At 37.3% G+C, this 21,978-nt stretch carries 17 protein-coding genes and 1 pseudogene; 17 read left to right on the top strand and 1 reads right to left on the bottom strand.

The annotated features are described in order from the left end of the window. Positions 1-180 precede the first annotated feature (180 nt). The 15 genes and pseudogenes from IGI65_RS05765 (at position 181) to IGI65_RS05835 (ending at position 17,328) form a co-directional block, all read left to right on the top strand. Positions 181-702 (top strand): hypothetical protein, encoded by a 522-nt coding sequence (locus tag IGI65_RS05765; RefSeq protein ID WP_438773531.1) that lies wholly within the window; start codon positions 181-183, stop codon positions 700-702. Positions 703-970: 268 nt separating this feature from the next. Beyond that, positions 971-1,711: a glycerophosphodiester phosphodiesterase family protein gene (locus tag IGI65_RS05770; RefSeq protein WP_412259008.1), complete on the top strand. Its 741-nt coding sequence runs from the start codon at positions 971-973 to the stop codon at positions 1,709-1,711. Positions 1,712-1,719: 8 nt separating this feature from the next. Further along, the gene (miaA, locus tag IGI65_RS05775; protein WP_438773532.1) at positions 1,720-2,643 is read left to right on the top strand and encodes a tRNA (adenosine(37)-N6)-dimethylallyltransferase MiaA; all 924 of its coding nucleotides are present in this window, start codon (positions 1,720-1,722) and stop codon (positions 2,641-2,643) included. 1 nt (position 2,644) lies between these two features. Next, positions 2,645-3,889 carry a GTPase HflX gene (gene hflX / locus IGI65_RS05780; protein ID WP_071865444.1) on the top strand — a complete coding sequence of 415 codons (1,245 nt, stop codon included), beginning with the start codon at positions 2,645-2,647 and terminating at the stop codon, positions 3,887-3,889. Next, on the top strand, positions 3,873-5,129 hold the full coding sequence (locus IGI65_RS05785) for an aminotransferase class I/II-fold pyridoxal phosphate-dependent enzyme (protein ID WP_438773533.1): 1,257 nt from the start codon (positions 3,873-3,875) through the stop codon (positions 5,127-5,129). The genes hflX and IGI65_RS05785 overlap by 17 nt, the downstream gene beginning before the upstream one ends. 172 nt (positions 5,130-5,301) lie before the next feature. Then, on the top strand, positions 5,302-5,679 hold the full coding sequence (locus IGI65_RS05790) for a MerR family transcriptional regulator (RefSeq protein WP_016172695.1): 378 nt from the start codon (positions 5,302-5,304) through the stop codon (positions 5,677-5,679). A gap of 43 nt (positions 5,680-5,722) precedes the next feature. Beyond that, positions 5,723-7,063 carry a type I glutamate--ammonia ligase gene (glnA, locus tag IGI65_RS05795; protein ID WP_412259000.1) on the top strand — a complete coding sequence of 447 codons (1,341 nt, stop codon included), beginning with the start codon at positions 5,723-5,725 and terminating at the stop codon, positions 7,061-7,063. 164 nt (positions 7,064-7,227) lie between these two features. Next, positions 7,228-8,970 (top strand): LytS/YhcK type 5TM receptor domain-containing protein, encoded by a 1,743-nt coding sequence (locus IGI65_RS05800; RefSeq protein WP_438773534.1) that lies wholly within the window; start codon positions 7,228-7,230, stop codon positions 8,968-8,970. Next, entirely contained in the window at positions 8,970-9,695 is a 726-nt protein-coding gene (locus tag IGI65_RS05805) for a LytR/AlgR family response regulator transcription factor (protein ID WP_438773535.1), read from the top strand. The genes IGI65_RS05800 and IGI65_RS05805 overlap by 1 nt, the downstream gene beginning before the upstream one ends. A 148-nt stretch (positions 9,696-9,843) precedes the next feature. Next, positions 9,844-10,257, top strand: a pseudogene (lrgA, locus tag IGI65_RS05810) (antiholin-like murein hydrolase modulator LrgA); the annotation flags it as partial. Between the two features lies 1 nt (position 10,258). After that, positions 10,259-10,945, top strand: a complete 687-nt coding sequence (lrgB, locus tag IGI65_RS05815) for an antiholin-like protein LrgB (RefSeq protein ID WP_438773536.1) — start codon at positions 10,259-10,261, stop codon at positions 10,943-10,945. Positions 10,946-10,962: 17 nt separating this feature from the next. Beyond that, positions 10,963-13,212, top strand: a complete 2,250-nt coding sequence (pflB, locus tag IGI65_RS05820) for a formate C-acetyltransferase (protein WP_438773537.1) — start codon at positions 10,963-10,965, stop codon at positions 13,210-13,212. 128 nt (positions 13,213-13,340) lie between these two features. Further along, positions 13,341-14,111, top strand: coding sequence for a pyruvate formate-lyase-activating protein (gene pflA, locus IGI65_RS05825; RefSeq protein WP_438773538.1), 771 nt, complete (start codon positions 13,341-13,343; stop codon positions 14,109-14,111). A 337-nt stretch (positions 14,112-14,448) separates the two neighbouring features. Further along, positions 14,449-16,050 (top strand): CTP synthase, encoded by a 1,602-nt coding sequence (locus tag IGI65_RS05830; RefSeq protein ID WP_071863505.1) that lies wholly within the window; start codon positions 14,449-14,451, stop codon positions 16,048-16,050. A 408-nt stretch (positions 16,051-16,458) separates the two neighbouring features. Next, a complete protein-coding gene (locus IGI65_RS05835; protein ID WP_173102470.1) occupies positions 16,459-17,328 on the top strand; it encodes a class II fructose-bisphosphate aldolase in 870 nt (289 codons plus the stop codon). Positions 17,329-17,405: 77 nt separating this feature from the next. On the opposite strand, the gene IGI65_RS05840 is transcribed toward IGI65_RS05835, so the two are convergent. Further along, the gene (locus tag IGI65_RS05840) at positions 17,406-18,257 is read right to left on the bottom strand and encodes a MerR family transcriptional regulator (RefSeq protein ID WP_438773539.1); all 852 of its coding nucleotides are present in this window, start codon (positions 18,255-18,257) and stop codon (positions 17,406-17,408) included. Between the two features lie 76 nt (positions 18,258-18,333). Between IGI65_RS05840 and IGI65_RS05845 the strand changes: the two genes are divergently transcribed. After that, positions 18,334-20,073 (top strand): ABC transporter ATP-binding protein, encoded by a 1,740-nt coding sequence (locus IGI65_RS05845; RefSeq protein ID WP_438773540.1) that lies wholly within the window; start codon positions 18,334-18,336, stop codon positions 20,071-20,073. Beyond that, positions 20,054-21,853 (top strand): ABC transporter ATP-binding protein, encoded by a 1,800-nt coding sequence (locus IGI65_RS05850; protein WP_438773541.1) that lies wholly within the window; start codon positions 20,054-20,056, stop codon positions 21,851-21,853. Before IGI65_RS05845 ends, IGI65_RS05850 begins: the two co-directional genes overlap by 20 nt. Positions 21,854-21,978 lie beyond the last annotated feature (125 nt).

A 21,978-nucleotide genomic window follows, 5' to 3' on the forward strand; every position in this document is an offset into this window, starting at 1 on the left:
AGAAGTATACCCAATAGGTCAAAATAGGTCAAATGAAAAACACTGGCAGATTGAAAAATAAAGGTAAAAGAAAAAGCAGAAATAACGGAGTGCTTATCTGCTAAAAAGAATTAAAATGCGAAACAAAGAGAAGATATGCTAAAATAAAGGACAGAGATAAAGCTAATTGGGAGGAAAAGTATGATAGCAGTAGCAGTAGCAGTAGCAGGTTTCTTAGGTGTTATTGTCGGCGCGTTAATTGTCACGATTGCGTTTAACTTACGGATTCGCTATGACGAAAGAAAAGAACAAAAGCGGCGTGCCTTAGAGCTTAAGGTGAAAGAAATCGAAACGTTGAATCAACTAAATAAAAAAATCAATGAGATTTTACAAAAGCGTAGTGTCTTAATGGAAGAGTATGTCAGCTTTGATGCTTTTGACGATTGTTATATTACAATTGATGACTATGCGTATTTGCAATCTTTTGCCGCACAAAACAATTTTTATTTGCCTAATTATATTTTAGAAGAATTTTTCAAAAAAATTGCACAGCGTAAAGTTATCTTGTCTCCTGATGAAACGATTAAAGTCGGTGGTTACGCTTATAAAGGCGGTCGGGTCATTATGGAACATTTTTCAGATGATTTAACCCAACTGATTAATGAAAGAAAAACTGAATTAAAACGTCTATCAGACAATACATTAACTTATTTTAGTGCATAACTTTAAAAGGATAGAAAAAGCTAACTTGTGGCTTTTTCTATCCTTTTTTACTTTTAGCATCGGCAATTTTTAATTTTAGCTAAGAAGTTGAAAGTTTTTTGATTGCAGGTAAAAGGTCTTTTCTTACAAATAATAAAAAGAAATTTTATTCCTAATTTTATCGTCTACTAATATATGAAAGTTCAACAAGGCCAATTTGTAAAGTTAATAAAATAGCGTAGAAGTGGTACAATTAATAGTAAGTAAAAAATGATAAGGAGGCGACGTGATGACACAAATTGTAGCCCATCGCGGTGCCAGTGGCAGTCGGCCGGAAAATACGCTGCCTTCTTTTGCCGAGGCAGTTCGAGTAGATAGTGATGTGATTGAATTAGATGTTCATCTATCAAAAGATGGTCAGCTAATTGTCATGCATGATGAAGATGTCGAACGTACCACCAATGGTAAAGGCTTAATTCGGGAAAAGACACTCGCGGAAATAAAAAAATTGAATGCCGGTAGCTGGTTTTCTCCTGCCTATCAAAATACAAAAGTCCCAACTTTAAAAGAAGTCTTGGACTTATTAGTGATGCGTAATTTTCGTGGTGTTTTGACGATTGAATTAAAAACGGATCACTATCATTATCCAGAAATTGAAATGAAAACAGCTGCTTTAATGACTAGTCGAACATGGCCATTTTCTCATTGGTATTGTAGCTTTAATATGAAATCACTAGATATTATCCATAAATTAGAACCCAAAACACAGCTTGATTTAATCTTAAGTACGAGCAATAAAAAAGTGATAGAAGCCCTTGATCGTCCTTACATTGAGGGAATTCACCCAAAAATGGATTGGGTATTAAAAAATGAGGCCAGTTTAGCTGATCTCCCCCTTGCGATTCGACCTTGGACTATTGATGAAGAACCACTAGTGAAAAAGTGTGTTGCGTTAAAGACGACCGGCATTATTACGAACTATCCAGAAAAAGTACAGCAGTATGTTCGAAATGCACAACGAAGTAAATGAGGAAAAATATGAAAGTATTAGTTATCGCAGGACCGACTGGTGTTGGTAAGACAGCACTAAGTATCCAGTTGGCAAAAAAATTTAACGGTGAAATTATCAGCGGTGACTCACTGCAAGTATATCGCCAACTAGACATTGGAACTGCCAAAGTTACCCCAGCAGAAGCACGGGGAATTCCCCATTATTTAATTGATATTCGTAATTTTACTGAAAATTATTCTGCTGCAGATTTTCAACAAGAAGCACGAAATAAAATCAGAGATATTACAGCTCGAGGCAAGCTACCAATTGTAGTAGGGGGAACGGGATTATATATTCAAGCACTGCTTTATGATTATAAATTAGGCGCCACAGAAAGTTTTGGTCAAAAAGGAGAGAATTTACGCCAAAAGTATACTGAATATGCGGCGCAACATGGGAAAAAAGCACTCTGGCAAGTGTTGGCCCAAAAAGATCCACTAGCGAGCGAAAAAATCCACTTTAATAATGAACGAAAAGTTATTCGAGCTTTAGAGGTTTTTGAATTGACAGGGCATAGTATCACAAAGCCCAAAGAAGAACCCCAGAAACTTTATGATGATTTTTTGATTGGTTTAACGACGGAACGAGCACTATTATATGAACGAATTAACCAGCGAGTAGAGCAGATGTTTGCTACAGGCCTCCTAAAAGAAGCCACTCTTTTGCAAGATTATGAAGATGTTCAAGCCGCTAAAGGAATTGGCTATCGTGAATTTTTCCCATATTTTAAAGGCGAAATTACTCTTGATGAAGTTAAAGAAAATATCAAACTTGATTCAAGACGTTATGCAAAACGCCAATTAACTTGGTTTCGTAATCGGATGACCGTGACGACTTGGGTGGATTTAATCACGCAACCAGAAGAGGTTGAAAACTTACAGCAAAAAATACAGTTATGGCTGGAGGAATAGTATGGAACAGGAGAAAGTGATTTTAGTTGGCGTGGAAACCGAAGAGACATGGAAAAACTTCGGGGAGTCCATGCAAGAATTAAAAGGGTTAACAAAGACAGCTAAAGGTGAGGTTTGTTTTTCCTTAATTCAAAAACGCCCCCAAGTTGATCGTCAAACCATTATAGGTAAAGGCAAACTAACAGAATTAAAAAATCTAGTAGCAAGCTATGAAGCTGATTTAGTAATTTTTAATCACGAACTCACCCCGCGCCAAAGTCAAACAATTGCTGATTTTATCGAAGTGCCGGTTATTGATCGCGTGCAGCTGATTTTAGATATTTTTGCCTTGCGAGCGCGATCCAAAGAAGGAAAATTACAAGTTGAATTAGCCCAACTGGAATATTTATTACCTCGTTTAGTTGGACAAGGAAAATATTTATCCCGTTTAGGTGGTGGCATTGGAACAAGAGGGCCTGGTGAAACCAAACTTGAAACAGACCGTCGTCACATTCGCAACAAAATCACTGCGATTAAACGGGAATTAAAAGAGGTTGCAGCTCATCGGGAACGGACGCGGCAAAGAAGAAAAAATAATCGTTTTCAAATTGGCTTAATTGGTTATACCAATGCTGGTAAATCAACGATTATGAATGTCTTAACCGCAGCGAAGACTTATGAACAAGATGAGCTTTTTGCTACACTTGATCCTTTGACTAAGCGCTTTAAATTGCCAGAAGGGTTTGAAGTAACTTTAACTGACACAGTCGGCTTTATTCAAGATTTGCCGACACAGTTGATTGATGCCTTTCACTCTACTTTAGAAGAAAGTCGCGAAATGGATTTATTGTTGCATGTAGTTGATGCTAGTTCTCCAGATCGTAGTCAACAAGAGCAAACCGTCCTGGCTTTAATGAAAGAGTTAGACTTTGATAAGACTCCCATTTTAACGGTTTATAATAAAGCCGACAAAATTGATACTGCTCATTTTGTGCCGACGCTTTTTCCTAACGTTTTAATATCTGCTAAAAGTAGTCGTAGTAAAGAAGAATTAACAGCTGCAATCCGGTTACAATTAATGGAAAATTTGGAACCTTATACTGTCTATTTAGCGCAAAATGAAGGAAAACTATTAGCACAGCTAAAAAGTGACACATTACTTGTACACGAAGAGTTTTTACCTGCTTCAGAAAACTATCTGGTAAAAGGTTTTGCCCTGCCAGAAACTGCGATTATAAGGAGAATGGAAGATGAATTGGACAAATGAATTTGATCCGGCGCTAGTAACTGCAATTGAACGAGTGGAGCAAAAAATTGCCCCCCGCTTAGAAGAATTGCGCCAAATTGCGTTAAATAATCAAAATAAAGTTTTACGTGCTTTTTCTAAGCAAAATATTTCTGAAACCCATTTTTTACCTTCGACTGGTTATGGAAATGACGACATGGGAAGAGATGCGTTAGAGGAAGTTTATGCGGAAACTTTTGGCGGTGAAGCAGCCCTTGTCCGCCCTCAGATTGTTTCTGGTACCCATGCCATTGCTACAGCGTTATTTGGCGTATTGCGCCCAGGAGATGAACTGCTTTATATCACCGGTACACCTTATGACACTCTTTTAGAGGTAATTGGTTTAGCAGGTAATGGGATTGGTTCGTTAAAAGAATATAATATTTCTTATGATCAAGTCGACTTGAAACCAACTGGTGCAGTGGATTTTGAGGGTGTAAAAAATAAACTTAATAAAAAAACCAAAGTAGTCGCAATCCAGCGCTCTCGAGGCTATGCTAGTCGCCCTTCTTTTACGATTGATAAAATTAAAGAAATGTGTGATTTTGTTAAAACAATTGCGCCCAATGTCACTATTTTTGTCGATAATTGTTACGGAGAATTTGCGGAATTAATGGAACCAACCCAAGTAGGCGCCGATTTAATGGCAGGCTCTCTTATCAAAAATCCTGGGGGCGGGATTGCTAAAACTGGTGGTTATCTGGTGGGTAAAAAAGATTTAATTGAAAAATGTGCGTATCGCCTAACGACACCTGGAGTTGGTGCAGAAGGTGGGGCGATGTTAGGAAATGTCTACGATATGTTGCAAGGCTTCTTCTTAGCACCCCATGTGGTAAGTCAAGCTATTCAAGGGGCAGTATTTACTTCTGCTTTATTGGCTGAGTATCATATTGATTCAACGCCTAAGTGGGATGATCCTAGAACAGATTTAATCCAATTAGTTGAATTGAAAGAAAAAGAGGCGATGATTACCTTTGCTCAAGCAATCCAACGTTTTTCACCAGTCGATGCCTTTGTGGCCCCGGTACCGGCTTATATGCCAGGGTATGAAGATGATATCATTATGGCGGCGGGAACTTTTGTCCAAGGAGCAAGTATTGAGTTAAGTGCTGATGGCCCGTTGCGGGAACCGTTTTCATTGTATGTACAAGGTGGTCTAACATATGAACATGTAAAAATTGCGGTAGCAAATGCGGTAAATGCTGTTTTTCATGGTAAATAAAAATAATTTTAGTTTTTTTCAAATCTATGAACCTTGTTAAATCAAGGTTCTTTTTTATTATCAGAAAATTTTTTATTATTTATGTTAGAAAACCTAACATAAGCCCTTGACTTTCCAAAATGAGATTGGTATAGTTATGCCAAGTTAAAACCAACCGGAAAGGAGTAGTTTCATGCGAGAAAAAGAGTTGCGCCGCTCCATGTCAGTTTTTCCTATTGGGACAGTGATGAAGTTAACTGATCTCACTGCGCGACAAATTCGTTATTACGAAGAACAAGATTTGATTCATCCTGAAAGAAGTGAAGGCAACCGCCGAATGTATTCTTTAAATGATATTGATATTTTGCTTGAAATCAAAGATTACTTGTCTGAGGGTTTAAATATGGCGGGAATTAAACATGCCTATGAAATGCAAAAACAACAAGAAAAAATTGCTAAAAATAAAAAACCGTTAACTGACCAAGATGTACGTCAAATTTTTTATGATGAACTACTGAGCCAAGGTGGTTTAACTCAACAAAATCCATTTAAGCAAGGTCCACGAATGTAGGCGTTGTTTGAAAATAAAAAACTAAAATTAAGGGTGGGATTATATGCCGCGCGTAAATTACACAGCAACAGATATCAAACGTATTGTTGAAGAAGAAAATGTCCGTTTCTTACGTCTAATGTTTACAGACATCATGGGAACAATCAAAAACGTTGAAGTTCCAGTAAGTCAATTGGAAAAAGTTTTAGATAATAAAATGATGTTTGATGGTTCTTCTATTGAAGGTTTTGTCCGCATCGAAGAAAGTGATATGTACTTATACCCAGATTTATCTACTTGGATGATCTTCCCTTGGGAAAGTGAACATGGCAAAGTTGCTCGGTTAATCTGCGATATTTATAATCCTGATGGCACTCCTTTTGCCGGTGATCCGCGGGGGAACTTAAAACGGGCGATGGACCACATGAAACAACTAGGTTTTACTTCATTTAACTTAGGACCAGAACCAGAATTCTTCTTATTTAAATTAGATGAAGACGGTGAAATTACGACAGAATTAAATGATGCTGGTGGTTATTTTGATTTTGCACCGACAGATTTAGGTGAAAACTGCCGTCGTGATATCGTATTGGAACTAGAAAGCTTGGGCTTTGAAGTGGAAGCTTCTCACCATGAAGTAGCTCCTGGACAACATGAAATCGATTTTAAATACGCAGATGTTGTGGATGCTTGTGATAATATCCAAACCTTTAAATTAGTTGTTAAAACAATTGCTCGTAAACACGGTTTACACGCGACCTTTATGCCAAAACCATTGTTTGGAATTAATGGTTCAGGAATGCACTGCAATATGTCTTTATTTAAAGGCAAAGAAAATGCTTTTTATGATAAAGAAGGAGAAATGGGCTTAAGTCAGACAGCTTACCATTTCTTAGGCGGTTTGATTGAACATGCGCGGGCTTATACAGCAGTTTGCAACCCAATTGTTAATTCTTACAAACGCTTAGTACCTGGTTATGAAGCACCTGTTTATGTGGCTTGGTCAGGACGTAATCGTTCTCCATTAATTCGGGTGCCAGAATCACGAGGATTATCCACTCGTTTAGAATTACGTTCTGTCGATCCATCAGCTAATCCATATTTAGCAATGGCTGTGTTGTTAGAAGCTGGCCTTGATGGAATTGAGCGGGAGTTGACACCACCACCAGCTGTTGATCGCAATATTTATGTCATGAATGAAGCTGAAAGAGAAGAAGCGCAAATTAAAGATCTTCCTTCAACACTTCACAATGCCATTAAAGCATTACGAAAAGATCAAGTGATGGTCGACGCACTAGGCAATCATATTTACCAAAACTTTGCAGAAGCAAAACGTTTGGAATGGGCTTCGTTCCGCCAAACTGTTTCAGAATGGGAAAGAGAGCAATATTTAGAGTTGTATTAAAAACAGGAAAACAGACCGCTTTTGGCTTAGGCTTAAAGCGGTTTGTTTTGTTATTTATGTCGTAATTAGAGGTAGGAAAATCGATTTTTATTCAGATAAAAATTGACAATTAGACCTGTTGACTACTACTATTAGGAAAATGGAAAGTAAAAGAGGTCGTACATATGTTAGATTTATTTATCTTAATGATGGAGCGCGTTGGCCTAATTATTTTATTGGCTTTTTTATTGGTCAATGTTACATATTTTAAGCGCGTTTTGGAAAATAGGACGCAGCTTTCTTCTAAAGTTATTTTGATTATTGTGTTTGGTTTATTTGCAATTTTAACAAATTTTACTGGTATTGAAATTACCGGTAATAAAATTGTACCCAGTAATTTTTTAACCCATATTTCTGAAAATACTTCTATTGCTAATGCCCGTACTTTAGTAATTAGTGTGGCAGGATTAGTAGGTGGGCCTAGTGTTGGCACAACGGTTGGGGGCATTGCCGGAGTGCACCGTTTTTTGCAAGGGAGCGGTGAAGGAAGCTTTTATATTTTTTCTTCTTTATTAATCGGGTTAATCTCTGGATTGGTTCGTCTTCTTTTAATCAAGCGACAATGGCAAAACAAGGCATTAGTTTATGCTTTAGTGGGTATCTTAATGGAATCTATTCAAATGATTTTTGTGGCGTTTTTTAGTGGCACAGACCTAGCCAAAATGATTGCCGGACCGATGATTATGATTAATGGGATTGGAACGTTTATTTTTATGTCCATTATCAATGTCACCTTAAAGCAAGAAGAGCAAGCAAAAGCAGTTCAAACTCATGATGTTTTAAATTTAGCGGCGCAAACACTGCCTTATTTTCGGGCTGGTTTAAAGCGAGAATCCAGTCAAGCTGTAGCCGAAATTATTCAACGCTATACCAAACTAGCTGCCATTAGTATGACCGATAAACATCAGATTTTAGCCCATGTAGGAGCGGGCAGTGATCATCATATTCCCGAGCTAGAAGTAATTACTGAGCTTTCTAAAAAAGTTTTACAAACAGGTGAGATGTTAATCGCCCACTCTAAAGAGCAAATTGGTTGTAAAAATCCCGACTGCCCCTTAGCGGCGGCAATTGTCATTCCGCTTTTTGCTCATGAACAGGTAGTGGGAACTCTAAAAATGTATTTTACAGATGAAAGTAAACTGACTTATGTGGAAGAAGAATTAGCGGAAGGATTAGCTACTATTTTTTCTTCCCAAATTGAATTAGGAGAAGCAGAAGAAAGAAGTCGACTTTTAAAAGATGCTGAAATTAAGTCACTACAAGCGCAAGTAAATCCACACTTTTTCTTTAATGCAATCAATACCATTTCTGCTTTGATGCGAAGAGACACAGATCAAGCCCGCAGTTTACTACTGCAATTAAGCAATTATTTTCGGGGAAATCTAACCGGTGCTCGTCAGACAAAAATTTTGTTAAGTCAAGAATTACAACATTTGGCGGCATACTTACAGTTGGAACAAGCTCGATTTCCCAATCGGTATCAAATTGATGTCAAAACAAGTGATGCGTTAGAGAATGCGCTCATACCACCTTATGCGGTTCAAATTTTAGTAGAAAATGCCATTAAACATGCTTTTGCCAATCGCAAAGAAGACAATTATGTAGAAGTTAGAATTTTTAGTAATAATGATGCTTTAATTTTACAAGTTGAAGATAATGGGATTGGTATTAAAGCAGACTTGTTGCCTAAATTAGGCAAACAAGCAGTTGTTTCAGTAAAAGGAACAGGGACTGCATTAGAAAACTTAAATAGGCGTCTTCATAGTTTATATGGCGAAACAGGCGAACTAAAAGCAGAAAATAAAAAAACGGGTGGGGCGATATTTACCATTACATTACCATTAGAGCTTAAAGGAGGAGAGGAATAATGCACGTTCTTTTAGTTGACGATGAACCCTTGGCAAGAGAAGAGCTGAGCTATTTGGTTAGTCAACATCCTGCAGTTACAAGTGTAACCCAAGCTGAAGGTGTTTTAGAAGCTATGAGTAAAATGATGGAACAAAAACCCGATATTTTATTTTTAGATATTCATTTAACCGATGAAAGCGGATTTGAACTGGCGGAAAAATTAGTAAATCTTACAGATCCCCCGTACTTGGTTTTTGCGACCGCTTATGATGACTATGCGCTCCAAGCTTTCCAAGTCAATGCAAGTGATTATTTATTGAAGCCGTTTGAAGAAAAAAGAGTCATGGAAATTATTAATAAGGCTGAAAAGCAAATGTCCCGTAAGCAATCTGATCCTGTTCAAACGACAGAACAATGGGCTACTTTTCCGATTCATAGCGACGATCGCATTTTCTTAATTAATCCAGAGACTGTTCAAATGGTTTCTGTAGATGAACGCAATGTCAGTATTTTTACGGATGATAAATACTACAATACAACAGGAACATTGAGTGGTATTGAGCAAAAGTTACCCCCAGCGCTTTTTATTAAAACACATCGCAGTTTTATTATTAATGCGACTAAAGTAAAAGAAATTCAGCCTTGGTTTAACCATACCCTACAAGTTACAATGGAAAATGGCGAGAAAGTCCCGGTTAGTCGCTCTTATTTAAAAGCTTTTAAAGAGCGGTTAAATTTAGAATAAGCATTTTTTACGGCACTTGATGCAAGTCAAGTGCCTTTTTTTGCATTTCATGTGTTAAATTGAGCAAGTTATGAAGAAAGCGGTAACAAAAGCTCGGGTTTTCGTATACTAAGCATGTAAACAAAACAAAGGAGCGAGAAAACATGGAAAAAAAGTTTATTCATTCTTACAACAAGCCTTCGTATTTGCCCTCATTATGTTAATTTCAAATGGTATTGCTAAAGTATTGCCAATTGCAGTTCCACCTTCTTTAATAGGCATGTTGCTTTTATTTGGTGCTTTATGTTTAGGAATTGTCAAATTAGAACAAGTTGAAGGTCTAGCTGACAGTCTATCAAGTGTCATCACATTTTTATTTGTTCCTTCTGGCATTTCACTAGTAAATTCGCTGGGTATTATGAAAAGTTCTGGAATTCAAATTATCGCGGTTATCTTAATTGCAACTTTGGCGCTAATGGCAGCAACTGGTTGGGGTTCAAGTTTATTGCTGGGTGTGAAAGATCGTCATACAGAAGCAAAAAAAGAAGAACCACTTCACAAAGGCTTAAAGGAGGTTTCTTAATATGACTCCTTATGTTGGTATTATTATCTCGCTAGTTGTTTTTGGTATTGGAACTTTCTTATTTAAGAAAAGTAAAGGTTTCTTTTTATTCACACCACTATTTGTGGCGATGATTCTAGGTGTTTTAATCTTAGAAGTTACTGGTATTAGTTATGATGACTATAACGAAGGTGGCAAAATCATTATGTTCTTTTTAGAACCGGCAACGATTGCTTTTGCTATACCTTTATACAAAAAACGCGATATTTTAAAAAAATATTTTATGGAAATCATGGTGGCAATCACAATTGGTTCTGTCGTTTCAGCGGCATCAGTTGTTTTAGCAGGTTATATTATTAAAATGCATCCGCAACTCATTGCTTCACTTCTTCCCCAAGCTGCAACAACAGCGATTGCAGTTCCGGTGGCCACTTCTGTTGGTGGGATTGCTTCAATTGCAGCTTTTTCTGTCATCTTTAATGGTGTTTTAGTTTACGCTTTAGGGGCAGTAGCATTGAAGTGGTTTAAGGTTAACAATCCAGTTGCAAAAGGTTTGGCTCTAGGTGCAGCAGGACATGCTTTAGGAGTTGCGGTTAGTATGGAAATGGGTGAAACAGAAACAGCGATGGCAAGTATCTCAGTGGTCGTTGTTGGGATCACAACTGCAGTAGTGGTTCCAATTGTAGCAAGTGTAATGGGAATTATTTAAAAAAGGAGTAAAGACAAATGCAAAAGACAGAGTTAAAAACAAATGCGTGGCAAGGATTTAAAGGTAAAGCTTGGCAAAACGAAATAAACGTACGTGATTTTATCCAAGCAAACTACACACAATTTGACGGTACTGATGAATTTCTAGCTGGTCCAACTGAAGCAACCACAAAACTTTGGGATCAAGTAATGGAATTAAACCAGAAAGAACGTGAAGCTGGTGGCGTTTTAGACATGGATACAAAAGTTGTCTCCACAATCACTTCTCACGGCCCTGGTTATTTAAACAAAGATTTAGAAACAGTAGTAGGTTTCCAAACGGAAAAACCATTTAAACGTAGCTTACAACCATTTGGTGGTATCCGCATGTCTGAACAAGCGGCAGAAGCTTATGGTTATGAAATTGATTCAGAAGTTTCACACATTTTCCGTGACTATCGTAAAACCCATAACCAAGGAGTATTTGATGCATACACGCCTGAAATGCGGGCAGCTCGTCGCTCAGGTGTTATTACAGGTTTACCAGATGCTTACGGTCGTGGTCGTATTATCGGGGATTACCGTCGTGTTGCCTTATACGGGGTTGACTTTTTAATCAAAGAAAAACAAAAAGACTTATTGAACTGTGGCAATGGGGTTATGTCTGATGATATCATTCGTCAACGGGAAGAATTAAACGAACAATTACGTGCCCTAAACGAATTAAAAGAATTGGGTACGATTTATGGTTTTGATATTTCACAACCCGCTTCAAATGCAAAAGAAGCTTTCCAATGGTTATACCTTGGTTACTTAGCTGCGATTAAAGAACAAAATGGTGCGGCAATGTCGCTTGGTCGTACCTCTACTTTCTTAGATATTTATGTAGAACGTGACTTACAAAACGGCGTTTTAACAGAAGAAGAAGCACAAGAAATTGTCGATCATTTTGTAATGAAATTACGTTTGGTGAAATTTGCCCGGACACCGGATTACAACGCTTTGTTCTCTGGAGATCCAACTTGGGTAACCGAATCAATCGCAGGTGTCGGAGAAGACGGACGCCACATGGTGACAAAAAATAGTTTCCGTTTCTTACACACGTTATCAAACTTAGGCCCTGCGCCAGAACCAAACTTAACGGTTTTATGGTCAACTCGTTTGCCACATAACTTCAAAACATTCTGTGCGAAAATGAGTATTCAAACGTCTGCCATCCAATATGAAAACGACGATGTAATGCGTCCACATTGGGGTGACGACTACGGAATTGCTTGTTGTGTTTCTGCAATGCGTATTGGTAAACAAATGCAATTCTTCGGTGCGCGTGCCAACTTAGCGAAAACATTGTTATATGCGATTAACGGTGGGGTAGATGAAAAATCTAAAGCGCAAGTCGGACCTAAATTCCAACCAATTACTTCAGAATACTTAGCGTATGACGAAGTCATGGAAAAATATGACACAATGATGGACTGGATCACAGAACTTTATGTGAACACTTTAAACATCATTCACTACATGCACGACAAATATTCTTACGAACGCATTGAAATGGCGTTACAAGATACTGATATCTTACGTACCATGGCAACTGGTATTGCCGGTTTCTCTGTTGCCGTTGACTCATTATCTGCCATTAAATACGCGAAAGTTAAAACAATTCGAGATGAAAATGGTATCGTAGAAGATTACGAAATTGAAGGGGATTATCCAAAATATGGGAACAACGATGATCGCGTAGACGAAATCGCTGTGAACTTATTGAAGACCTTCATGACAAAAGTAAAACGTAACAAAACTTACCGTGACTCAAAACATACGACTTCAATCCTTACGATTACGTCTAATGTGGTTTATGGTAAGAAAACAGGGAACACACCAGACGGACGTCGTGCCGGTGAACCATTCGCACCAGGGGCAAACCCAATGCACGGTCGCGACACTCACGGTGCTTTAGCTAGTCTTTCTTCTGTAGCGAAATTACCATACGATTACTCATTAGATGGTATTTCAAACACATTCTCTATCGTACCAAAAGCATTAGGGCGCGATGAAGCAACACAAGAAGAAAACTTAGCAACCATGTTAGACGGCTATGCTGCAAAAGGTGGTCACCACTTGAACATTAACGTCTTCAACCGTGACACATTACTAGATGCCCAAGCGCATCCAGAAAAATACCCACAATTAACTATTCGGGTATCTGGGTATGCCGTGAACTTCATCAAGTTAACAAAAGAACAACAAGATGATGTAATCGCACGGACTATGCACGAATCGATGTAATTAAAAAGTACGATACGGTGGCGGATGGGAAACTATCCGCCACTTTTGTTTTTAATAAAAGAAAACACGCGAGGGAATAAAAAGTAAGCCAAAAGTGCTGTTTTCAAATACGAAAGGAAGTCCTCTTTATGACTGTGACAGGACGTATTCATTCTACTGAAAGTTTTGGTTCCGTTGATGGCCCGGGAATTCGTTTTATCGTCTTTACCCAAGGCTGCCGCATGCGGTGTGAATTTTGTCATAACCCGGATACGTGGAAAATTGGGACCGGAACAGAGCGTACCGCTGATGATGTTTTAGCAGAAGCGTTAAAATATCAAGAATTTTGGGGAGAAAAAGGCGGGATTACCGTAAGTGGTGGGGAGCCACTACTTCAAATGGACTTTTTAATTGATTTATTTCAAAAAGCCAAAGCTGCCGGTGTACATACGACAATTGATACGTGTGGTCAACCCTTCACCAAAGCCGAACCTTTCTTTTCCAAATTCAATACGTTAATGGAAAATACGGATTTATTGTTATTTGATATTAAACATATCGATAACGACGCCCATAAAAAACTGACCAAACAAGCCAATACACCGATTTTAGAAATGGCAACTTATTTATCTGAAATCCAAAAACCGGTTTGGATTCGGCATGTGTTAGTCCCGCATCGAAGCGACTATGACGAGTATTTGATTCGTTTAGATGCCTTTATTCAAACTTTACAAAATGTTGATAAGGTGGAAGTCTTACCGTATCATACGATGGGCAAATACAAATGGCAGGAAATGGGATTAAAATATCCTTTAGAAGGAATTGAACCACCGGCTGAAGATCGGGTTAAAAATGCCAAAGAGCTGCTACACATGGCAGACTATACTGGCTATAAAAATAGGAAACTACAACTGGTTTAAATTACAAAAAGTGTTCAAACGATTTAAAAAGAGCCCAAATTAACTCGTTTGAAGAAATTTTTTATTACTTAAAGCGGTAAAAGCAAGTGTAGTTACTCTTTATAAAAAGTGCTTTTGGAATGACCGCTAAGGGATTAAATTATTTCTTAAGTTGAAAGCCTTTTATAAAAATGAGTTGTTGACAAAAGATAGTAGAGATTGTAATATCCTACTTGGGCACCCTAATTACTAGGGTCAAAGTTCTGGAAAATATGCTCCCTATTCAATTTGGATAGGGAGCTTCTTTTATTTTACAGAAGCTTTTCCTGTAAAAAAATATAGAAGGAGTTTTTAATTAATGACAAAATATATTTTTGTAACCGGTGGCGTTGTGTCGTCGATTGGTAAAGGTATTGTAGCCGCTTCGTTAGGACGTCTATTGAAAAATCGTGGTTTAAAGGTGACGATTCAAAAATTTGATCCTTACATCAATGTCGATCCTGGTACAATGAGCCCTTATCAACATGGAGAAGTTTTTGTAACAGATGACGGGGCTGAAACGGATTTGGACCTGGGTCACTATGAACGTTTTATTGACATTAATTTAAACAAATACTCAAATGTTACAACAGGTAAAATTTATTCTGAAGTTTTACGCAAAGAACGTAAAGGTGAATACTTAGGAGCAACTGTTCAAGTTATTCCTCATATCACTAATGAAATTAAAGAAAAAATTATGCGTGCAGCTAAACTTACTGATTCTGATGTAATCATTACAGAAGTCGGTGGTACTGTAGGTGATATTGAATCTTTACCATTTTTAGAAGCATTACGGCAAATGAAAGCAGATGTTGGTTCTGATAATGTCATGTATATTCACACCACGTTAATTCCGTATTTAAAAGCTGCTGGTGAAATGAAAACTAAACCAACACAACATAGTGTTAAAGAATTGCGTGGGTTAGGTATTCAACCCAATATTTTAGTTGTGCGAACAGAACAACCTGTTTCTCAAAGTACCAAAAATAAATTGGCACAATTTTGTGATGTGGCACCAGAAGCTGTGATTGAGTCCCGTGATGTAGAAACTTTATATTCGATTCCTTTAGCTTTACAAGCACAAAAAATGGATCAAATTGTATGTGAACACTTGAAATTAGATGTACCAGAAGCGGATATGACAGAATGGCAAGCTTTAGAAGAAAAAGTACTAAATCTAAAGAAAACTACCCGCATTGCTTTAGTCGGAAAATATGTCGAACTGCCAGATGCGTATATCTCTGTTGTAGAAGCCTTAAAACATGCTGGTTTTGCTTTTGATTCTGATATTGCTATTGATTGGATTCAATCGGCAGATGTTAATAAAGAAAATGTTGCTGAAGTATTAAAAGACGCAGATGGTATCTTAGTTCCCGGTGGATTTGGTGATCGCGGGGTTGAAGGGAAAATTGAAGCAATTCGTTATGCCCGAGAAAATGATGTGCCATTTTTAGGTATTTGTTTAGGTATGCAAATGGCTTGTGTAGAATTTGCGCGTAATGTAGTTGGCTTAAAAGATGCTAATTCAGCAGAAACAGATCCAGATACACCGAACAATATTATCGATTTAATGGCAGATCAAGAAAATATTGAGAATATGGGCGGAACTTTACGTTTAGGTTTATACCCATGTAAGTTGAAAAAAGGAACTAAAACTGCAGCTGCTTATGGAAATGAGGAAGTAGTGCAAGAGCGTCATCGCCATCGTTATGAATTTAACAACAAATATCGCGAAATGTTTGAAGCAGAAGGCTTAGTCTTCTCCGGTGTTTCACCAGACAATCGTTTAGTTGAAATTGTTGAATTACCAGATAAAAAGTTCTTTGTTGGTTGTCAGTTCCATCCTGAATTGATTTCTCGTCCAACGCGCCCACAACAATTAATTAAAGCTTTTGTGGGAGCAGCTTTGGAAAACCAATAATATATAGGTAGTATCAAATAATTAAATTATTAAAATGAACACCTGAAATAAGTTGTGAAGATTATTCTTTTCTTCAAAAGAGTAGTTTTCCATCCTGATTTCAGGTGTCTTTTTGATTTTCTTTAAGATTTAGGGCTGAAAATTAAAAAAAGTCTGTGAAATAATTTGCAGAGGTAAAGAATTCTCTTTGTTATCTTTTGGAAGAAAAAAGCAATTACAAAGGGGAATATAACAAAGTTTTTCAGAAAAATTATTGAAAACAGGCGCTATTTAAATTTGTGCAATCTTTTTATGAAAGAATTAATCCGTCATTTTAGTGGTAATAGCCAGAAATATTTGCTAAAATGGTAGCGTTGGTTAGGATATGCCTAACAAATAAAGTTTATCAAAACTTAGGAGGAATTTTTTATGCCAGTAGTATCAGCAGCAGAATTTCTAAAAGCAGCCCGTAAAGGTGGTTACGCTGTCGGCGGTTACAACACAAACAACTTAGAATGGACTCAAGCAATTTTGGAAGCAGCAGAAGCTAAAAAAGCACCTGTCTTAATCCAAACTTCAATGGGTGCAGCAAAATACATGGGTGGTTACAAATTAGCTGTTAACATGATCAACGACTTAGTTGAATCAATGAATATTACAGTTCCAGTTGCAATCCACTTAGACCACGGTGACTACGAAGCTGCTTTAGCATGTATCGAAGCTGGCTATACTTCAGTTATGTTCGATGGTTCTCATTTACCATTTGAAGAAAACTTGAAATTAGCTAAAGACGTTGTAGCAAAAGCACACGCTAAAGGTATCTCAGTTGAATGTGAAGTTGGTTCAATTGGTGGTGAAGAAGACGGAATCATCGGTGCTGGCGAATTAGCTGACATTGAAGAATGTAAACAAATGGTTGCTACAGGTATCGACTACTTAGCATGTGGTATTGGTAACATCCATGGTGTTTACCCAGAAAACTGGCAAGGTCTTGCATTTGACCACTTACAAGAAATCGCAGATGCTGTTGGTCATGATGTACCATTAGTATTACACGGCGGTTCTGGTATTCCAAAAGAACAAATCCAAAAAGCTATCTCAATGGGTGTTTCTAAAGTTAACGTTAATACTGAATTCCAATTATCATTTGCAAAAGCAACTCGTGAATACATCGAAGCTGGCAAAGATAAAGAAGGTAAAGGCTTTGACCCTCGTAAATTATTAGCACCAGGTAAAGCTGCAATCGTTAAAGATGCTGAAGAACACATTGACTGGTTCGGTTCAGCTAACAAAGCTTAATTTGATTAAACTTTTAAACTTCAGACTATTTAGTCTGAAGTTTTTTTGTCTTCTAATTACTTTTTTACTGCTTCATTTTAATCTTCTTTTTCTTCTGCCAATTTGTTTTTAACCGGAATTAAGACTTCAAAAATTTGATCTTCAGGATTTTGCGAAGCAGCCTCATCTTGCCACAATAGTTCCCAAATATCCCCATTTAAAACTAAATTATTTTCTTTTAAATAACTGCGAAAACGATTATTAAAAATATTAATCTGATGAATTTCATCTTTTATAAAACCTGAAACATAATAACCAGCAGGGCGGGTTACAATTCGCTGTTGTTTGTAAAGCTGCAGACGTTCACTGGGAATTTTCACTAGCGCACGATATGGAGCGGCATGAAAATTTTCTTCATAAAAAGCTGCACCATCTACTAAAAAACCAATGGGATAACCACTAAACAGATCACTACTATCGACGGAATTATAAAAACGACCGTAAACTTCTAGAGAATCAATATCATCAAATTTCTCAATTAAATCAGAGACAACAAAAGATTCTGCTTTTCTGTAGGCGTACGTGATTGATTCTAAATCAAAATTTTTTAAGGTAGTATAGCGGGTAATATAACTATCAAGGGAGTTACGGATTCGCTTAAGTTTGCTAATTTCTTCATCGACTTTTTCTTTTTGTCTTTTAAAGCCAGCCAATACAGCTGTGATATTACGGTTTTTCAAAAAAGTAGCGATTTCTTCTAAGGGCACATCGAGATTTTTTAAAAGTAAAATCACATCCAGTTCAAAATACTGGTCAATTCCATAATAACGATAGCCATTTTCTCCCACTTTTTGCGGTTTAAATAGGTCAATTTGATCATAATAAATTAAAGTGCGACGACTAATCCCAGCATAATTCGCCATTTCACTGATAGTTAAATACTTTTTCATCAAAAAATTTCCTTTCGGTCTTGACTGTAACGTTACGTTACAGTTTATCCTATCACAGGAGAAGGAGGGAAAAAAGATGAAATTATTCAAGATCTTTTTTAAAGAGTACCGTAAACTATTTTTTATAACCTTCATCTTAATGATTGGACAAGCGGTGGGAACGTTAATGATTCCTTATTATGTTGCCAAAATTATCGATGAAGGAATTTTGCTGCAAAATCAAACAAATATTTGGCAAAACGGTTTGTTAATGCTAGTGATTGCAATTGTGACAGGAGTAGTTGCGATTGCAGCAAGTTATTATTCGGCCATTTTGGCGGGACGTTTTGGCTATTTTTTGAGAAAAAAATTAGTCGCTAAAACCCAAAAGCTATCGTTAGCAGATATGGATGCCTTTGGAACACCAACACTTTTGGCGCGGACAACCAGTGATATTACTAATATTCAACAAATTTTAATGATGGTTTTTCAGATGATTATTCCAGCGCCACTAATTTGTCTTGCCTCAATTGGATTAACAGGTATGATTTCATGGCAATTTGTGTGGATCCCAATTGCCTCAATCACTTTATTTTCTTTTATCGCACTGTTAGTTATAAAAAAAGCTATTCCATTAGCAGATGTGATGCAACAAAGAATGGATAAAATGATGCAGGTTTTGCGTGAATTTTATACCGGTGTGCGGGTCATTCGTGCCTTTAATAAAAACCGTTATGAAAAAGAGCGCACGGATGACACATTTAGTCGTTATGCTGCTGTAATGATTCGGGTAAATAAACTATTTGCCGTTTTAAATCCGACTGTTAATTTGGTGATGGGATTAGGCATGACAGCAGTATTAGTGTTTGGTAGTATCTTGGTTACCCAAAATACAGTGCCAATCGGTAGTTTAACCGCAATTAGTGAATACACGGTTTTAAGTCTATGGTTTTTGACGATGGCCGCAATGGTAATTGTGATGATACCAAAAGCACTCGCTTCTTTAGAACGGATTGGCGAGGTTTTAGCTGTAAATGAAGAAGTCGTCGATGGTGATTTAACCCAGTTTGTTCTGGCAGACGATAAGCCAGTTGTTTCTTTTAAACAGGTTGATTTTTCATATAGTGGTGCAGAAGAGCCAGTTTTAGCTAATATTACTTTTGATATCTGTAAAGGTGTTACTGCAATTGTAGGTGGCACTGGCTCTGGTAAAAGTACTATTGCAAAAGCACTATTGCGTTTTAAAGATACTGCTGAAGGTGAAATACTTTTTGGTGGCGTACCGATTAAAAATGTTACCCAAGAAGCACTGCGGCAAAAAATCAGTTATGTGCCCCAAAAGGCTTTCTTATTTAGTGGTACGATTTTAGATAACTTTCTTTTTGGCAATCCTAATGCGACTGAAAAGGAAATCAAAAAGGCCGCAGAAGTCGCCCAGGCAGAAGCGTTTATTCAGTCATTACCTGAAGGATATAATGCTTTTGTGGCGCAAAAAGGCAATAACTTTTCTGGTGGTCAAAAACAACGTCTTAGCATTGCCCGTGCGCTTATAAAACCGGCAGATGTATATTTTTTTGATGATAGTTTTTCAGCACTGGATTATCAAACCGACGCAAAATTACGGCAAGCGTTAAAAACGTATTTGAAAGATGCCGCAATTGTGATTGTAGCGCAACGTCTTTCGACGATTAAAGATGCCGATCAAATCATTGTATTAGATGAAGGTAAAATTGTGGGGCAAGGTAGTCATGAAACGTTACTGGCAACTTGTAGCGTATATCAAGAATTTGCTAAATCCCAGGGAATGGAGGAAAAACATGAGCACAAAGCAGTTTGACAAAAGAAGTAATGAAATGCCACAAGATTTCAAAAAAACTGGTCATCGACTATTTCGTTTGTTACTAGAGCAAAAGCACCGTTTTATTATTATTGTTATTTCTGCTATTTTCTTTGCGGTATTAATGGCAACTACACCTTTAATTCTAGGTTGGGGATTAGATGCTATTGTTGCCTTGTTACGTGCTGGTGAAATAACGACAACTAATTTAGTACATGTATTGTGGCAGCCAGTCTTATTATTGTTTTTAGCGTGGGGTGGTATTGCCCTTTTCTCACTTTTACAAGAATACACGATGGCTAGCGTGGCAGAAACTTTAACGCTACGATTACGAAAACAGTTGACCCAGAAGCTGAATCATTTACCAATCAAATTTTTTGATCAATATCAAACCGGTGATATTTTAACACGGGCGACCCTTGATTTAGATAAGGTATCTGAAGTTTTACAAGTGGGATTGATGCAGATGATTTCTGCAATCTTATCTATTATCACAGGCCTTGGTATTATGATTTATCTTAGTCCACTACTGACCCTGGGAATTGTGATGATCTTATTACTTAGCTTAGCGCTAACGAAATTTTTAGCACAAAAAAATCAAGATTATTTTTCAGAAAATCAGGTAGCGTTAGGGGCAGTTGGAACAAAAGCTGAAGAGACGTACTCGGGAAATTTAGTTATTAAAGCTTATAATCGCCAACAGCAAATAAAAGCAGACTTAGATGAACTAAATGAAGCACAGTTTCAGGCGTTTAAAAAAGCGCAATTTGTTAGTTTTGCGATTAATCCATTGATTCGACTAATTAATCAACTAGGCTTTGTAACGAGTGCAGTTGTTGGTGGCTTAATGGTCATTAACGGTCAGTTATCAATCGGGTTAGTGCAAGCTTATTTGCAATATGTTAACCAAGTTTCTGAACCAATTACGCAAGTTTCTTATGTGATTAATAGCCTGCAAAGTGCTTTTGCCGCTTTGGAGCGCATCTTTGAAATCATTGATTTACCTGAAGAAAAAGAAAATGAGTTAAATGTTGCTGTTCCACACCAGATAAAAGGAGAAGTAGCCTTTAAACACGTCTCTTTTGGCTATACAAAAGATAAATTGTTAATGGAAGATGTTAATTTTTTTGTTAAGCCAAAGCAAATGGTAGCCATTGTAGGACCAACCGGCGCAGGAAAAACAACGATGATTAATTTATTGATGCGTTTTTATGAATTAACAAAAGGGCAAATTGAAATAGATGGAAAAAATATTCGCCATTTTTTAAGAGGAGAGATTCGCCAAAAATTCGGTATGGTCTTGCAAGATACGTGGTTATTTGAAGGAACGGTGGCAGAAAATATTGCCTATGGGAAACCAAATGCTAGTCGGGCTGAAATTATTGCCGCGGCAAAAGCGGCGCAATGTCACCACTTTATCTTAACTTTACCTGATGGTTATGACACGATAATTTCAACCGATGGCAGTCAAATCTCGCAAGGTCAACAACAACTATTAACAATTGCTCGGGCAATTCTAGCTAATCCACAACTATTGATTTTGGATGAAGCTACTTCAAGTGTCGATACCCGAACAGAAGAAATGATTCAACAAGCAATGGATCGCTTAACAGCAGAACGTACGAGTTTTGTGATTGCTCACCGTCTCTCAACGATTAAAAACGCTGATTTAATTTTGGTGATGAAAGATGGGGCGATTATTGAACAAGGCAGTCATACTAGCTTAATGCAAAAAGGAGCTTTTTACGCTGATCTTTATAATAGCCAGTTTGCTAGTTGAAACAGTGGATGTCACCAATTAAATTCTCTTTTCTAATTTTTATGGTCAGAATATTGAAAATTAATATTGACTTTTGCGAACGTTTTCTTTAAAATGACGAATGTAAATAATATTATTTCATGTGA

This window comes from Enterococcus sp. DIV0755b (genome assembly GCF_051713765.1).
GTDB lineage: Bacteria > Bacillota > Bacilli > Lactobacillales > Enterococcaceae > Enterococcus_C > Enterococcus_C canintestini.